The following is a 14,285-nucleotide window of genomic DNA, read 5'->3' as shown; positions in this document are numbered from 1 at the left end:
CTGAGGCTTCAGCTAAAGGCGAAACGCGCCCCACGATTGAACGGAGCCCTGCATTTCGCGAAACTCTGTGGTCCAAGTTTTTCGCGAAACGCTTTATTCAGCGGCCTCGGCAGCATCAGATCCACTTTCGGCCGCGGCACTCGCTTTCTGGCCATCGTCACCGGCCTCCGGCTGGACTTTCTTGGCCCGGGGCTTGCGGGGCCGTTTCGGCTTTTCGGCCTTCTGGCTTTCGGGGGTCTCCACAAGACTGCTTTCTTCGCGCTCCTGTGCCGGCTCCAGATCCGGTTGCGGCGCGTTGGCCATGTCGACCGCCTCGGCCGGCTCATGATCCGGGCGCTTCGGCCGGTCGGGACGCTCTGCGCGGTCGCGCTCGGCCTGACGGTCGCGGTTTTCGCGCTCCTGCTGCTCGCGGCGGGCATCCTGTTCCTTCTGGGCCGCGCCCAGCATCCTCAGGTAATGTTCCGCATGCTGCTGGAAATTCTCGGCCGCGACGCGGTCATTTCCCAGTTGCGCATCGCGTGCCAGCTGGTTGTACTTGTCGATGATCTGTTGCGGGGTGCCGCGCACCTTGCCCTCGGGCCCCGAACTTTCGAAGACCCGATTGACGATGTTCCCCATCGAGCGGTTGCGGCCGGTTTTGTTCCGCGAACGTGACTTGGATGATCTCATTGGTTTAGCTGTTCAGCCCTGTGCTCAAAGTGTCGCTCGATCCGATTGGCGCCCTGTGCGCCACATTATTCGACCGGATCCGACATGTATTGGCTTGGGTCAAGCGCAACGCCACTCGTAGCGTGTGATACATCTTGACTGCTCTCCACTAAACACGCTGCGGCGCACGTTACAAGTGCTATCCGGAAAATTATCTGCAATTGAGCGGATTTTGCCGTGTTTTCAGGGCTCAACCGGGCCAGACAGCCTCCACGACGCGGTCGCGCCCATCAAGATCGGGCCGAACGCAGACCTCCGCGAATCCCTGCGACCTCATCAGATCGGCCACATCCGACCCCTGCCGCCAGCCGATTTCGACCATCAGCCGTCCGCCCTCGACCAGGCACGCGCCAGCCCCCGCCACGATCGCGCGATAGGCGCTCAACCCGTCACCCTCGTCGGTCAGGGCCATGCGCGGCTCGTGTCGCAGCTCTCGCGCCAGACCGCTCATCTCCTGCGCCGCGATGTAAGGCGGGTTCGACACGATCAGATCGAAGGCGCCACGCACCGCCGCAAACCAGTCCGAGACAAGGAACTCGCAGCGCGCGCTCAGATTGAGCTGCGCCGCATTGCGCCGCGCCACCTCCAAGGCATCCTCCGACAGATCCGCACCCACACCCGTGGCATCCGGACGTTCCGCCAGCAGGCTCAGCAGAATGCAGCCAGACCCTGTCCCGAGATCGAGAACCCGGCTGAACGCCACGCCAAGGGCGCGTTCCACAAGGGTTTCCGTCTCGGGCCTCGGGTCCAGAACCCGGGCATCGACCGCAAAGCGCCGCCCGTAAAATTCGCGGTATCCCAGAAGATGCGCCATCGGCTCGCCCGCAGCCCGACGCTGCGCCAGCCCCGCAGCCGCCGCCAGATCGCCCGCCAGCAAGGGCTCGGGCGCCAGCATCGTCATCCGGCCCGGCGCCACATCCAGCACATGGGCAAGGATCAGCCGCGCCTCGCGCGCCGGATCATCCACCCCGCCCTGCGCCAGATCCCGGGTCAGGCGTCTCAGCCCGTCCTGAACCGATCCGCTCACCCGCCCATCTCCGCCAAGAGCGTGGCCTGGGCATCCGCGCGCAAGGCGTCGATCACCTCGTCCAGATCGCCCTGCATGACCTGATCCAGCTTGTAGAGCGTCAGGTTGATCCTGTGGTCGGTCATTCGCCCTTGCGGGAAATTATATGTCCGGATGCGCTCGGACCGATCGCCCGTCCCCACCTGCGCCGCACGGCTGGCCGAGCGTTCGTCGGCCGCGCGCTGGCGCTCCATATCGAACAGCCGGGTCTTGAGCACCTGCATCGCGATCTCACGATTGCGGTGTTGCGATTTTTCCGAACTGGTCACCACGATCCCGGTGGGCAGATGGGTGATCCGCACCGCCGAATCCGTCGTGTTGACATGCTGACCGCCCGCGCCGGAACTGCGCATCGTGTCGATCCGCAGATCGCCCGGATCGATCTGCACATCCACATCCTCGGCCTCGGGCAGAACGGCAACGGTCGCGGCGCTGGTATGGATACGTCCGCCGCTTTCGGTTTCCGGCACCCGTTGCACCCTGTGCACACCGGATTCGAACTTCAGCCTTGCGAAAACATGATCGCCCGCGACACGTGCGACCACCTCCTTGATGCCGCCCAACTCGGTCTCGCTTTGCTCGATGATCTCGAAGCTCCAGCCCCGGCTCTCGGCATAGCGGTGATACATCCGCAGAAGATCGCCCGCGAAAAGCGCCGCCTCCTCGCCGCCCGTTCCGGGCCGGATTTCAAGGATCGCCGGGCGTGCATCGGCCTTGTCCTTGGGCAACAAGGCCAGTTGCAGCTGCTCTTCCATCTTGGGTTTGCGCGCTTGCAGCGTGGCCAGCTCTTCCTCGGCCAGATCGCGCATTTCCGGGTCCGCCAGCATTGCGCGCGCCGCCTCGAGATCGTCGAGAACCTGCCGATAGGCGCGGATTTCCTCGACCACCGGACGCAGCTCGGCATATTCGCGGCCCAGCTTGGCGATATCGCCTCCGCCCGCAGACATCTGAGCCTCGAGATACTCGAAACGTTGCAGGATCTCGTTCAATCTGTCCAAGGGTACCATGGTCATCGCATCTGCCGCGTTCGCGGGGTTTGGTCAAGGCGAAAGCCTGTGCTATTCTCGCCGCCATGAGGATCGTGATCGCATTGTTTCTGCTGGCACCCCCCGCACTTGCCGACCAGACGCTCGGCGGCAAGACGGTGGATTGCTACTGCACCGACAGCAACGGCAAACGCGTGGAAATGGGCGAAATGATCTGTCTTCATGTGGGCGGGCGCAGCTTCATGGCGCAATGCCAGATGTCGCTCAACAATCCGATGTGGCGCGAAATATCCCAAGGTTGCCTGTCATCATCCCTGCGCGAACGCCTGCAGCCAGCCGTCGATGCGGGCGGCATTCACTCCAAGATCTGACTTGCCGAAGCGCAACCGCCCGTGAAGTTCCAGCTGCGGGCCGGCTTGCCGCACGGTGATGTAATCGGGAAAACCGAACACCCGCGACCGGCTCACATAGGTGATCATCCCTTCATCGGGCGATCCGGCAAGAACCTTGGTGCGCGGTGACCGAAGGATGATCTCGTGCAGCCGCTCGAGCCCGTTCTCACCCGCTCCGATCACGCGCATCGCTCCGCCATCATAATCGCGGTTGGTGATCCCGTCCGGCATCTGGTGCCAGCGCGCCGGATCCGAAGGCGCGATCCGCACATAGACCCCAAGCGCCACCACCAGCGCCAGAACGACACAAGAAGCCACCAAACCCCATTTCATCGACACGACCTTTCCCGTCCCATGCATCACTGGCGTGATGGATATGGACGCCCGCCCTCATATACAAGCCGCCGTTTTGCGTGCCATTCCGCCACGCAACCCGGCGTTCCGGCCCACACCGACCACCGCGGCGCGCACTTGGTTTATCGAAAGTAGCAACGCGCACCCCTTAGATATACTTACATGGCCCAGCTTTTGCCGTTGGCAATGTCATGGTGCAACGAGCGGAGCCCAAAAGCCGCATCCGCGCGCCGCAACAATGCTGTGGTGAAAATATAATGTCTGAAAATCAACGCAAAACCGATACCTGGAAGCCGGCCGATCCGCTCGAAGCGCTCGATCACCTGTCGAACCCGGTGATGATCGCCGATCAGGACATGGTCATCCGATACGTCAACAAGGCCGCAATCGAGATGTTCCGGTTGATCGAGGCGGATATCCGCAAGGACCTCCCGCATTTCAAAGCCGATGACGTCGTCGGCAAGGCGATCGACGTCTTCCACAAGAACCCGTCCTATCAGCGCAACATCATGGATAATATGCGCGCCCCGCATGACGGCGCCTTCACCGTGGGTGGCAAGCGTCTGGCCTTCAAGGCAACACCGCGTTTCGACAAGAACAACAAGGCCACCGCCATCATCGTCGAATGGCAGGACAATACCGCTGCGGCTGAATATGCGCTCCAGCTCGACAAGCTGGTCGGCGGTTTGCGGCAGATGTCCTCGGCCCATGTGGAGGGCTATATCAGCCAGCGCATCGCCGCCGAAGACCTCTCCGGTGATTTCGCGGATGTCGCAAACCTCGTCAATGCCATGGTCGAGGGACACATCTCTCGCAAACGTCTTATGGTTTCCTGCCTCAAGTCGCTGGCCGAGGGCGATTTCGAATTCGTGATGGAAAAACTCCCGAACGAACAGGCCTTCCTCAACGACGCGGTCGAATCCGCGCGTGATGCGTTCCGCAATGTGACCAGCGAAATCGAGCAGGTCGCGCTTGCAATGGCGCATGGCCAGCTGGACCGCCACATCGACCCGAACAAGTTCCAAGGCAGCTACCGTGCGATCATCGACGCGATGGCAACGGCCTATGGCGGGCTGAACTCGACGCTGGCGGATATCAAATCGCAGGCCGGCCAGATCGTCAGCGCCACCAACGAGGTCAATGCATCCGCACGCAACCTCGCGGCCACCTCGCAGGTCCAGTCCAGCGCGGTCGAGGAAATCTCGTCCTCGGTCGAGGAAACAGATGCCGTCGTGCGTGCAAACGCCGATGCAAGCCAGACGATGCTCAAGGTCGTTCAATCGGCCGATGAAATCGGCACACGCGGACTGAAGACCGTCGATGACATGGCCGAAGCGATGCAGTCGATCCGCAATTCCTCTGTTGAAATCGCCAAGATCATCAAGGTGATCGACGAAATCGCCTTCCAGACGAACCTGCTGTCGCTCAACGCCGCCGTCGAAGCGGCACGCGCTGGCGAACATGGGCGCGGCTTTGCCGTCGTGGCGCAGGAAGTGCGCAACCTCGCACAGCGCTCCGCCAAGGCAGCCCGCGAAACCGCGGACCTGATCGAAGCGGCCACCGCCAATGTGGAACGCGGCGTGAAAGGCTCGGAAGCCTCCGAAGACGCCTTCAAGAAGATCAGCGCCGAGGTCAAGAAGATCGAGGAAACCGCCCATCAGATCGCGCTGAGCAGCCGTGAACAGGCCGAAGGCATCGCCCAGATCTCGCAAGCCGTGGGCGAATTGTCCAAGACCGGCATGGAAGTCTCGGCCCAATCCGAGGAACTGGCGACAGCCGCCTCGCAGATGGAAGCGGCAACGGACGGGGTAAACAATCGCCTCAGCCGGTTCAGCCTGCGCGAACGTGCCGACGCAGCCGGCGGTTCCGCGGATCTGATGGCAGGCCTCAGCACCCAGGCCCGTCACGCCCTCTCTAGCATGACATGACGCCCCAGGGTTGCGTGCATCCGACGGCATGGACCCGTCTTTCGTTGACCCGCCTTTGTCAAAAGTGTGATCCCGAAGACGGGCCGCGCGTCAGGCCTCGGCCAGCTCGATGCACATATGCGTGCCCACATTGCTCGGCTTGAGGTGCAGCCCCGCGCCCATGACCTCGGCCGAGCGATGCGCGATGGACAGGCCGATGCCCGCACCAAGCCGTGTGCCCTGCGCCTCGGCCAACCGCTCGAACGGCTGAAATGCCTTGCTGATCTTGCCCGGCGGAATGCCCGGCCCTTCATCCTCGATCAGGATCTGCACTCTGCCCTCGGCGCCGCGCTGCGCGCGCATCGTGACCGTGCTGCCCTCGGGCGCAAAGCGCACCGCATTGTCCAGAAGCTGTGCCAGCGCCTCGCGCAACAGCCTCGGGTCGGCCTGTACCTTGATGACCGGGTCCGCCTCTATGACGATGTTCTGGTTCTTTGCCTTGCGTTTCATCTCGATGTCACGCGACAATTCCTGGAACATCTTCGAGACACGCACCGGCAGCAGCCTCGCGGTGCCATACGAGGACAGCTCGGAATAGGCGATCATGTTGGTGATCCCCGACTGCAGCGTCTCCGCCGCGTTCTCGATCAGGTCCAGCCGCTCCACCAGCGTGTCATTCGCCGGCGTCTGCCCCGCTTCGCATTCGGATTTCGTCAAGCTGGTATAGCCCGCGATCACATTGAGCGGCGTGCGCATCTCGTGACTGATATTCTTGAGAAACAAGGTCTTGGCCGCACTCGCCCGTTCGGCCTGCCGTCGCGCCTTCACCAGTTCCGCGGAATCCTTGTTCATGGCCAGGACGAAATATCCCATGATCTGCAACAGATGCAGGCTACAGGTCACGGCGACGCCGGGGGCCAGATACAGCGCGGCATCATGCGCGGAAACTTCGTAGACCGCATCTTCCAGGAACAGCATCCGGAACGACGCCAACCACAGAACCAGGGGCAAGGCCGTCATGCCCCAGAGCATCAACCGCTGACGCCGCAGCGAATAAAGCAGAAAAGGCAGCACCGCGAGCGGCACGAAAATGAACGGCAAACCGCCCGCCGGATCAACCGCCGTCGCGCCATAGGCAAGCGAGCACGACGTGCCCCCCAGCCATACCAGCTTGGCGATCTCATGACGCTCGATCATATGCAGACCGTAGCCGATCAGACAGCAGAACAGGATGAGGCACGACCCGATGGTCAACGTGACCGAGCCGATCAACCACGATGCGACAACCCAAATCGCCGCCGAGGGCAAGGCAAACCGCAGGGTGATGATCGAAAGGGCCACAAAACGCCGCTGTTCGCGGCTCAATGCCGGACTGTAACCGATGGCGGGCACGCCACTGGGCAGCAGAAAATGTTTCACAACAGGCACCACGGTCACCAATCCACAGATGGGGTTAGGGAATACTGCTCAAGCCCGCGCCAATGAACACAATTTTGACAAAATCTACGAAGGACACAGCAGCATATCTTTAGATAGCAACGGGAAGCTGTAGGCCGTGATTGCACTACAACTGCCAACTTAACCCAGTCAGCGGAGTGTCGCACCGGAAGAGTTCCTCGTACCACGCCCCGCCACAGGTTTTCGCAGGGTCGGCTCAGCCGACCACAACGATATCCTTGCTGCCGCGGCACATCATGTAGCCGCCGCCATAGACGCTCGACAGGAACCCCGCATCGCAGCCCGCATCGGCGATCTTGCCGCGAATGCGCTTGATGTGGCTGTCGATGCCGCGCACCGACCCGTTGAACCCGGACTGCCGGAGCGCACCAACCAGCGTTTCGCGACTGACCAGAGTGCCGAGCCGTGTGGCCAGCTCCCGCAGAAGACAGATCTCCATGCCGGTGAACACCACCTGGCGGCGCCCGAAAAACATCGAATAGTTGCTGGCATCGACCTGCACCACCGATGCGTCCGCGGTTGCGGCTTCCGCACGCGGCGCACTGTTCTGCTCATGCGCAGCAGGGCGCATGTTCATCGTCCAGCGGCGATGCACGGCGGCGATACGCTCGGTGATCGCCCGCGCGGGCTGTTCCGAATAGACCACGTCCTGTGCACCCAGTCTCAGCGCCAGCGCCTCGGCCACCTCGTCATAGGCCTCGAGATGGATCAGGACCGGGAAGCGCGTCTCTTGCGCGATCCAGCCGCCATGGCCCAGATCGAACGCGGTATGCGTCGGGACCGACACGATCACCACATCCGGGTATTGCAGACCGCCACGACCAAGCGGACCTTCCGACACGTCGATGACAAGCACCGTACAGGGACAGGCCTTCACAGCCGCCTTGAAGCCGCCATTCCGCTCGGAAGCGTCCCGTGCCGCGATCTTTGTCACGCCGTTTATCAGCTCACGTTTCATGGTCTCGCCCTCACATGGAACAAATGTTGAAACCATCATGGGCATAGGCACAGGGCCTTGTCGCGCTATCTCTAAGCCTCTCGCCCGCACTGAGGATGCTTGCCTCGCACCGAAAGGCGCCCCTGCTCGGCGTAAGAGAAATGCGCACTCCAAAGCGGATGTATCGGCGCGATTTCGAATCCTGACCGGATCGAAAGATACAATACCCGCCGCTTTGGACACCACAGCTCCCCCAAGGCCACACCCCGGGACAAAAGAGGGTGATCGCCCCCCCTTTGCACGCAAGCCAGCCGGACCTTCACCGATTAAGATGGAGCATCACTTTGAAATCGGCTATTCTGAAATTTGAGGATTATTGAATGGTTTACCAGTTGACTGACTTGAAAGACGCGCGTCGCGTCTCGACCCCTCGCCTTGACGGCCGCTCGATCGGCATCAAGCCTCGTGATCCCAAAGCCGGTTCAGAGTTGTTCTCCGGACAGCCAATGCCCGACGGGCATGTGCGCGACAGTGGCAACTGGCCCTCGGGCTGGTGGATACTGCCCAGCGTGCTTGGTGGTCTGGTGGTCTGGATCATGATTTTCCGTGCGCTTTTCGGCTGGCTCTTCTAGGCCACCCCCTGCGGCCTGACCCTCTGGCCGATCCAAGAGATGCGCATGGCTACGGCCCCGGGTTCAACCTGCCGCCTGTTCCCGGGGCCGACCTTCATGCCCCCCCATTGCCCCCCGGTTCCGCACCTGCCCAAGCCCGCCTCAGCCCAGTGGCTGCGCGCGTTCGACCAGCCGTGCAAAGAACGACGCCCCCACCGGCGCCACACGGTCGTTGAAATCGAAGCCCGGATGATGCAGCCCCGGGCCTTCACCCTGCCCCAGAAACAGATAGGCGCCGGGACGCGCCTCCAGCATGGCCGCGAAATCCTCTGATCCCATCTGCCGGTCCTGATCGGCGAAAACCGCCGTCTCGCCTGCCACCTCCCGGGCGACCTGCGCGGCAAAGGCGGTCTTTTCGGGATCGTTGATCGTCGGCGGATAGCCCTCTTCATAGCGCAGCACCGCCCGCACCCCATAGCTTGCGGCCTGTCCCGCCACGATCTGCTCCAGCCGCTCGCGCACCATGGCGCGCACCGCCCCGTCGAATGTGCGCACCGTCCCGTTGATATAGGCGGTGTCGGGGATCACGTTGTCGGCGCTGCCGGTGTGGATCTGCGTGATCGAGATCACCAGATCATCGAGCGCATAATGATTGCGGCTGACAATGGTCTGGATCGCCTGCACGATGCCGCAGGCCGCGACCACCGGATCGCGCGTCTCATGCGGCATGGCGCCATGCCCGCCCTGCCCGGTGATGTCGATATGCACCGTGTCCACAGACGCCATGATCGGTCCCGGCGTGGTGTGAAACGTCGCCTCCGGCACACCCGGCGCGGTGTGCAGCGCATAGACCTGGGCGATGCCGTAGCGCTCCATGATCCCGGCCTTAACCATCAGCTCCGCGCCGCCCGGCCCTTCCTCGGCGGGCTGGAAGATCAGCGCCACCTGCCCCTTGAAATTGCGCGTCTCCGCCAGATAGCGCGCCGCCCCCAGAAGCATCGTGGCATGGCCGTCATGCCCGCAGGCATGCATCCGCCCCGGCACCGTCGAGGCGTGCTCCGCCCCCGTCGCCTCATGGATCGGCAGCGCGTCGATATCGGCCCTCAGCCCGATGGTCGGCCCCTCGCCCTGCCCCTCGATGATCGCCACAAGGCCCGATTGCGCGATCCCCTCCTCGATCCGGGTGATCCCGAACTCGCGCAGCCGTTGGGCGATGAAGGCGGCGGTGTCGTGACATTCCAGCCCCAGCTCCGGATGCCGGTGCAGATGCCTGCGCCATGCCGTCATGTCCTCGGCGAACGCGGCAATTCGGTTGATCACGGCCATCGGCTGGACTCCTTTGTCGATCGGCGTCAGGCTTTCCTTGAACCGCAGAAAGGACCCGCCTGCAATGCCGAACGACCCGGCCCTCCCCACCGACGCTCAGGACGGGCTTGCCCGCCTGCTCGAGATCATGCGCCGCCTGCGCGATCCCGACACCGGCTGCCCCTGGGATATCGAACAGGATTTCGACACCATAGCGCCCTACACGATCGAAGAGGCCCATGAGGTGGCCGACGCCATCGCCCGCGCCGACTGGACCGATCTGCGCGACGAGCTGGGGGATCTGCTGCTGCAGGTGGTGTTCCATGCCCAGATCGCTGACGACCGCGGGCTCTTTACCTTCGACGCGGTGGCCAGCGCCATCGCCGACAAGATGGTGGCCCGCCATCCGCATGTTTTCGGGTCCGAAAGCCGCGACAAGACCGCCGCCCAGCAGACCCGCGACTGGGAGGCGATCAAGGCCGCCGAACGCGCGGCCAAGGCCCAGACCGGCGTGCTCGACGGGGTGGCTGCGGGCCTTCCGGCACTGATGCGCGCCGTCAAGCTGCAGAAACGCGCGGCCCGCGTCGGCTTTGACTGGCCCGACACGGCGCAGGTGATCGACAAGATCACCGAAGAGGCCGCCGAGCTGCGCGAGGCCGCCGAAACCCTGCCCCATGACAAGGTCGAAGAGGAATTCGGCGACCTGCTCTTCGTCATGGCCAATCTGGCGCGCCACATGAAGGTCGATCCCGAATCCGCCCTGCGCGCCGCCAACGCCAAGTTCACCCGCCGCTTTTCGCGCATCGAAGCCCTGCTGGCCGAGGCCGGCAAACGCCCCGAAGACAGCGATCTGGCGGAAATGGACGCCCTGTGGAACCGCGCCAAGGCCGAGGAACGCGGCACCGGCTGAACCGGGGGGACGTTTTGGGGGGCCAGCCCCCCGCCGTTGAAATCCCCAAGGGGATTTCAACGACTCCCCCCGGGGGTATTTGGGCCAAGAAGAAGCACGCAACGCCCGCTCAGGTAACACGCGGCGCGCGCTGCCCGATACCGACGTGATACCGACGCGATGCCGCAGCGGGTTTCGCCTGTTAACCAAGGGCTTTGGGCCGATTCGGGCAAATCCGCGCCGATCGGCACAGATGCAAGGTGGACATTCCGGCCCATCCACACCACGGTCTGGGCCGACACTTGCAATGGAACCCGACCCTTGACCCAACTGACCCTTGCCCGCGCCGACGACCTGGACCGCCTCAGCCGGCTGGTGGGCGATTGCCATGCCGAACGCGGCATCGACCAGACCGAGGAAGGGCGCCGCGCCGCGCTTGCCCCGCTGATGGAAGGCTCGCCGCATGGCGCGGTCTATCTCATCGGTCCGGGCCGGGCGCCGATCGGATATGTGGTTCTGGTGTTTGGCTGGTCGGTGGCGCAAGGCGGGCTCACTGGCACGGTCGAGGAGATCTATATTCGTCCCGGTGTCCGCCAGCGCGGCATCGGCAGCGAGGTTTTGACAAGCCTTCCCAAGGCCTTGGCCGGTGCGGGCCTGATTGCACTGCATGCCGAGCCGGATCGCGGGGACGAGCGGGCGCTTCGCTTCTTCAGCCGGCTGAAATTCGTGCCCGGCCCCGGATCCGAGCGGATGACACGCGCCCTCTAGCGTTTCGGGCAGCAGTGATTATGTTTGCGCCATGAGCTTGTATATCCCCTTCGACAACAGCTACGCGCACCTGCCCGACAGGTTCTTCACCCGGCTTGACCCGGTGCCGGTCAAGGCGCCGCGCCTCGTTGCCTTCAACGCAGGCCTGGCCGCCGAGATGGGCATCACCCCCGGCACGCCCGAGGATATGGCGCAGGCCTTTTCCGGCAACCGCCCGCCCAAAGGCGCGGCACCGCTGGCGCAGGCCTATGCCGGGCATCAGTTCGGGGGATTCTCGCCGCAACTGGGCGACGGGCGCGCCAACCTCTTGGGCGAAGTGGTCACACCGGGTGGCCAACGCCTTGATATTCAACTGAAAGGCTCCGGCCCCACCCCCTATAGCCGGATGGGGGACGGGCGCGCATGGCTGGGACCGGTGCTGCGCGAATACGTGCTGAGCGAAGCGATGCATGCGCTTGGCATCCCCACAAGCCGGGCCTTGGCCGCCGTCACCACCGGCGAAAGCGTCTATCGCGAAACCGGCGCCCTGCCCGGCGCGATCCTCGCCCGGGTGGCCCAAAGCCATATCCGCGTCGGCACCTTCCAGTATTTCGCCGCGCGCCGGGATGTCCCGGGGCTGCAGGCGCTTTTCGAGCATGTGGTGGAGCGCCATTACCCACAGGCCCAAAATCCCGCCGATCTGCTTGAGGCGGTGATCGAGGCACAGGCACGTCTGGTGGCGCACTGGATGTCGGTGGGCTTCATTCATGGTGTGATGAACACCGACAACACCACCATTTCCGGGGAAACCATCGATTACGGCCCCTGCGCCTTCATGGACATGTTCCACCCCGACACGGTCTACAGCTCGATCGATGCGCATGGGCGCTATGCCTTTTCCAACCAGCCCAATGTGATCGTGTGGAACATGGCGCAACTGGCCACGGCGCTGGTTGCGCTGATGCCCGATCAGGACGCCGCCATCGAAGACTTCACGCGGCTCGTTCACGCCATGCCCGACCGCATACATGCGCATTGGCTACAGGCCTATGGGCGCAAGATTGGCCTGCCCGCGGCCACCGCCGAGGACGCGCCGCTGATCACCGGACTGCTGCAGGCCATGGCCGAGAACCGCGCCGATTTCACCAACACATTCCGCGCCTTGAGCGATGGCGGGGCGCGCGATCAGTTCCTCGACCCTGGCGCCTTCGACGCCTGGGAGGCAGGCTGGCAAAAGCGGATCGCGACCGAGGATGACCCGGCACGTGTCATGCGCCAGGCGAACCCTGTCTATATCCCGCGCAACCACCGGGTCGAGCAGATGATCGCGGCCGCCGTGGCGGGCGATTTCGCGCCCTTCGAGCGGCTGCTGAGGGTGCTCGCCGATCCGTTCACGCCGCAGGAGGGCGCCCGAGATCTGACCCACCCGCCTCAACCCGCCGAGGTGGTGCACCAGACATTCTGCGGCACCTGAAGCGTTTCTTGGTCTCAACTTTCCAGGGCAACGATCTGGAATTGTTTATTTCTTCCAGCGCCGGAACAGCCGTGGATTGCGCTGCACGAACTCGTCGATCACCGCGGCCAATCCGCCGCGCGCCTGCCCCTTGAGATAGCCGAAACCCGCCGCCGCGCCGATCACGGCACCGCCGGTATTCACGATCAGATCGCCCATCGTGTCCATCAGCCCGGATTTCTGCATGTTCAGACCGAAAAGCTGATCCATCGCGAATTCGAACACCTCCCACATGGTGCCGATGGTGACCGCAAAGCACAACGCGAACACCGCCACTCCCACCGGCGGCGCGGCAAAGCGGTCGCCCTGAAACATCATGAAGACCAGCACGAAGCCGATCAGGCCAAAGCCGATGGCCGAACTGGCATGCATCGCCATGTCCCACCACCAGAGCCGCTCGTAGAAATCGAACACCTCGCCCAGAAACAACGTGCCGCCCACGAAGATCGCCAGCGCCGCGATAAAGCTGGGGGGCACGAAGACATCCGCCCATTTGGCCACGAAGACCGGCGCCATCGACAGGGCCAGCGTCGCCAGCGCCACGAAGGACAGCTCGAACTGTCGCTGCCACATGGCCCAAAGCATCACCGCCGCGAGGGCCGACCAAATCAGCCGCGCAAGCCATGTCTGATCCGAAAACACGTTGAGCAAGCCCCCTTTTTCATGGCTTTATTCCAATCATGACCGCAGCACCCTTCAGGATTGCAACCTATAATCTGCAAAAATGCGTCGGACTGGACCTTCGCCGCAGGCCGGACCGCACTCTGCGGGTGATCAACGCTCTGGCGGCCGATGTGGTGGTTCTGCAGGAGGCAGACAAGCGCATGGCGCCCCGTCCGGCCGCTTTGCCGCATGACATGGTCGAAGAGGAGGGCTGGCACATCCTGCCCTTCGGCCAGCCCGGCGGGTCGCTTGGCTGGCATGGCAATGCGATGCTGGTGCGGGCCGGCGTGCGCACCCTGCAGACCGCGCATATAGAGCTTCCGGGTCTCGAGCCGCGTGGCGCGATCCGCGCCGATCTGGACACACCCATCGGAGCGCTTCGGGTGATCGGGCTGCATCTGGGACTGGTGCGGCGCTACCGGCTGCTGCAACTGGGCGCGATCAATCGCGCGCTGCGGCAACTGCCGCCGATGCCCACCGTCTTTGCGGGGGATTTCAACGAATGGGGCAAGGGCGCGGCGCTGGATGCGGCGGTCAAGCTGGTACGCTTCCTGCCCGCCTCGGCCTCCTATCCGGCGCCAAGGCCCGTCGCGCCGCTGGACCGGATCGCACTCAGCCCCGATCTGTTGGCGCTGTCATCGGGCGTGCATCGCGGGCGGCCTGCGCATATCGCCTCGGATCATCTGCCGGTCTGGGCCGATCTGGCCACTCTGCCGCAAAAGGGCCGGGAGTGATCCCGGCCCTGTCGC

Annotated in this window: 15 protein-coding genes; 7 read left to right on the top strand and 8 right to left on the bottom strand. The window is 63.7% G+C overall.

Features of this window, described 5'->3' with window-relative positions:
• Positions 1–93: 93 nt before the first annotated feature.
• The 3 genes from F3H35_RS05370 to prfA form a co-directional block, all read right to left on the bottom strand.
• Positions 94–669, bottom strand: coding sequence for a DUF4167 domain-containing protein (locus tag F3H35_RS05370; protein ID WP_149778590.1), 576 nt, complete (start codon positions 667–669; stop codon positions 94–96).
• A gap of 229 nt (positions 670–898) precedes the next feature.
• On the bottom strand, positions 899–1,735 hold the full coding sequence (gene prmC, locus F3H35_RS05365) for a peptide chain release factor N(5)-glutamine methyltransferase (protein ID WP_149778589.1): 837 nt from the start codon (positions 1,733–1,735) through the stop codon (positions 899–901).
• The gene (gene prfA, locus F3H35_RS05360) at positions 1,732–2,781 is read right to left on the bottom strand and encodes a peptide chain release factor 1 (protein WP_149778806.1); all 1,050 of its coding nucleotides are present in this window, start codon (positions 2,779–2,781) and stop codon (positions 1,732–1,734) included. Before prfA ends, prmC begins: the two co-directional genes overlap by 4 nt.
• Positions 2,782–2,846: 65 nt before the next feature.
• Here prfA and F3H35_RS05355 point away from each other — a divergent pair, with 65 nt between their 5' ends.
• The gene (locus tag F3H35_RS05355) at positions 2,847–3,131 is read left to right on the top strand and encodes a hypothetical protein (RefSeq protein WP_188129874.1); all 285 of its coding nucleotides are present in this window, start codon (positions 2,847–2,849) and stop codon (positions 3,129–3,131) included.
• Here the strand turns inward: F3H35_RS05355 and F3H35_RS05350 are convergent.
• The gene (locus F3H35_RS05350; protein WP_149778588.1) at positions 3,069–3,485 is read right to left on the bottom strand and encodes a DUF1499 domain-containing protein; all 417 of its coding nucleotides are present in this window, start codon (positions 3,483–3,485) and stop codon (positions 3,069–3,071) included. The genes F3H35_RS05355 and F3H35_RS05350 overlap by 63 nt on opposite strands.
• Before the next feature lie 278 nt (positions 3,486–3,763).
• On the opposite strand from F3H35_RS05350, the gene F3H35_RS05345 reads away from it, so the two are divergent.
• A complete protein-coding gene (locus F3H35_RS05345; RefSeq protein ID WP_188129873.1) occupies positions 3,764–5,434 on the top strand; it encodes a methyl-accepting chemotaxis protein in 1,671 nt (556 codons plus the stop codon).
• A gap of 90 nt (positions 5,435–5,524) precedes the next feature.
• Here the strand turns inward: F3H35_RS05345 and F3H35_RS05340 are convergent, their stop codons facing one another.
• Both F3H35_RS05340 and F3H35_RS05335 read right to left on the bottom strand, forming a co-directional pair.
• Complete coding sequence (locus F3H35_RS05340; RefSeq protein WP_149778586.1) at positions 5,525–6,832, bottom strand: sensor histidine kinase; 1,308 nt, start codon at positions 6,830–6,832, stop codon at positions 5,525–5,527.
• 235 nt (positions 6,833–7,067) lie between these two features.
• On the bottom strand, positions 7,068–7,829 hold the full coding sequence (locus tag F3H35_RS05335; protein WP_188129872.1) for a response regulator transcription factor: 762 nt from the start codon (positions 7,827–7,829) through the stop codon (positions 7,068–7,070).
• A gap of 359 nt (positions 7,830–8,188) precedes the next feature.
• On the opposite strand from F3H35_RS05335, the gene F3H35_RS05330 reads away from it, so the two are divergent.
• A complete protein-coding gene (locus F3H35_RS05330) occupies positions 8,189–8,440 on the top strand; it encodes a hypothetical protein (protein WP_149778584.1) in 252 nt (83 codons plus the stop codon).
• A gap of 141 nt (positions 8,441–8,581) precedes the next feature.
• On the opposite strand, the gene F3H35_RS05325 is transcribed toward F3H35_RS05330, so the two are convergent.
• A complete protein-coding gene (locus F3H35_RS05325) occupies positions 8,582–9,745 on the bottom strand; it encodes a M20 aminoacylase family protein (RefSeq protein ID WP_149778583.1) in 1,164 nt (387 codons plus the stop codon).
• A gap of 64 nt (positions 9,746–9,809) precedes the next feature.
• Here F3H35_RS05325 and mazG point away from each other — a divergent pair, with 64 nt between their 5' ends.
• The 3 genes from mazG to F3H35_RS05310 all read left to right on the top strand — a co-directional run bounded on the left by mazG (position 9,810) and on the right by F3H35_RS05310 (position 12,834).
• Positions 9,810–10,634 (top strand): nucleoside triphosphate pyrophosphohydrolase, encoded by an 825-nt coding sequence (gene mazG / locus F3H35_RS05320; RefSeq protein ID WP_149778582.1) that lies wholly within the window; start codon positions 9,810–9,812, stop codon positions 10,632–10,634.
• Between the two features lie 300 nt (positions 10,635–10,934).
• A complete protein-coding gene (locus tag F3H35_RS05315; RefSeq protein WP_223228314.1) occupies positions 10,935–11,381 on the top strand; it encodes a GNAT family N-acetyltransferase in 447 nt (148 codons plus the stop codon).
• A 31-nt stretch (positions 11,382–11,412) separates the two neighbouring features.
• Positions 11,413–12,834: a protein adenylyltransferase SelO gene (locus F3H35_RS05310; RefSeq protein ID WP_149778580.1), complete on the top strand. Its 1,422-nt coding sequence runs from the start codon at positions 11,413–11,415 to the stop codon at positions 12,832–12,834.
• A gap of 45 nt (positions 12,835–12,879) precedes the next feature.
• Here the strand turns inward: F3H35_RS05310 and F3H35_RS05305 are convergent, their stop codons facing one another.
• On the bottom strand, positions 12,880–13,515 hold the full coding sequence (locus F3H35_RS05305; protein ID WP_188129871.1) for a hypothetical protein: 636 nt from the start codon (positions 13,513–13,515) through the stop codon (positions 12,880–12,882).
• Positions 13,516–13,553: 38 nt separating this feature from the next.
• Between F3H35_RS05305 and F3H35_RS05300 the strand changes: the two genes are divergently transcribed.
• On the top strand, positions 13,554–14,270 hold the full coding sequence (locus F3H35_RS05300; protein ID WP_188129870.1) for an endonuclease/exonuclease/phosphatase family protein: 717 nt from the start codon (positions 13,554–13,556) through the stop codon (positions 14,268–14,270).
• Positions 14,271–14,285 lie beyond the last annotated feature (15 nt).

It is taken from the genome of Roseovarius litoreus, assembly GCF_900142765.1.
Lineage (GTDB): Bacteria > Pseudomonadota > Alphaproteobacteria > Rhodobacterales > Rhodobacteraceae > Roseovarius > Roseovarius litoreus.
The sequence above is the reverse complement of the archived record's forward strand: the minus strand, read 5'-3'. Positions and strand labels throughout refer to the sequence as shown.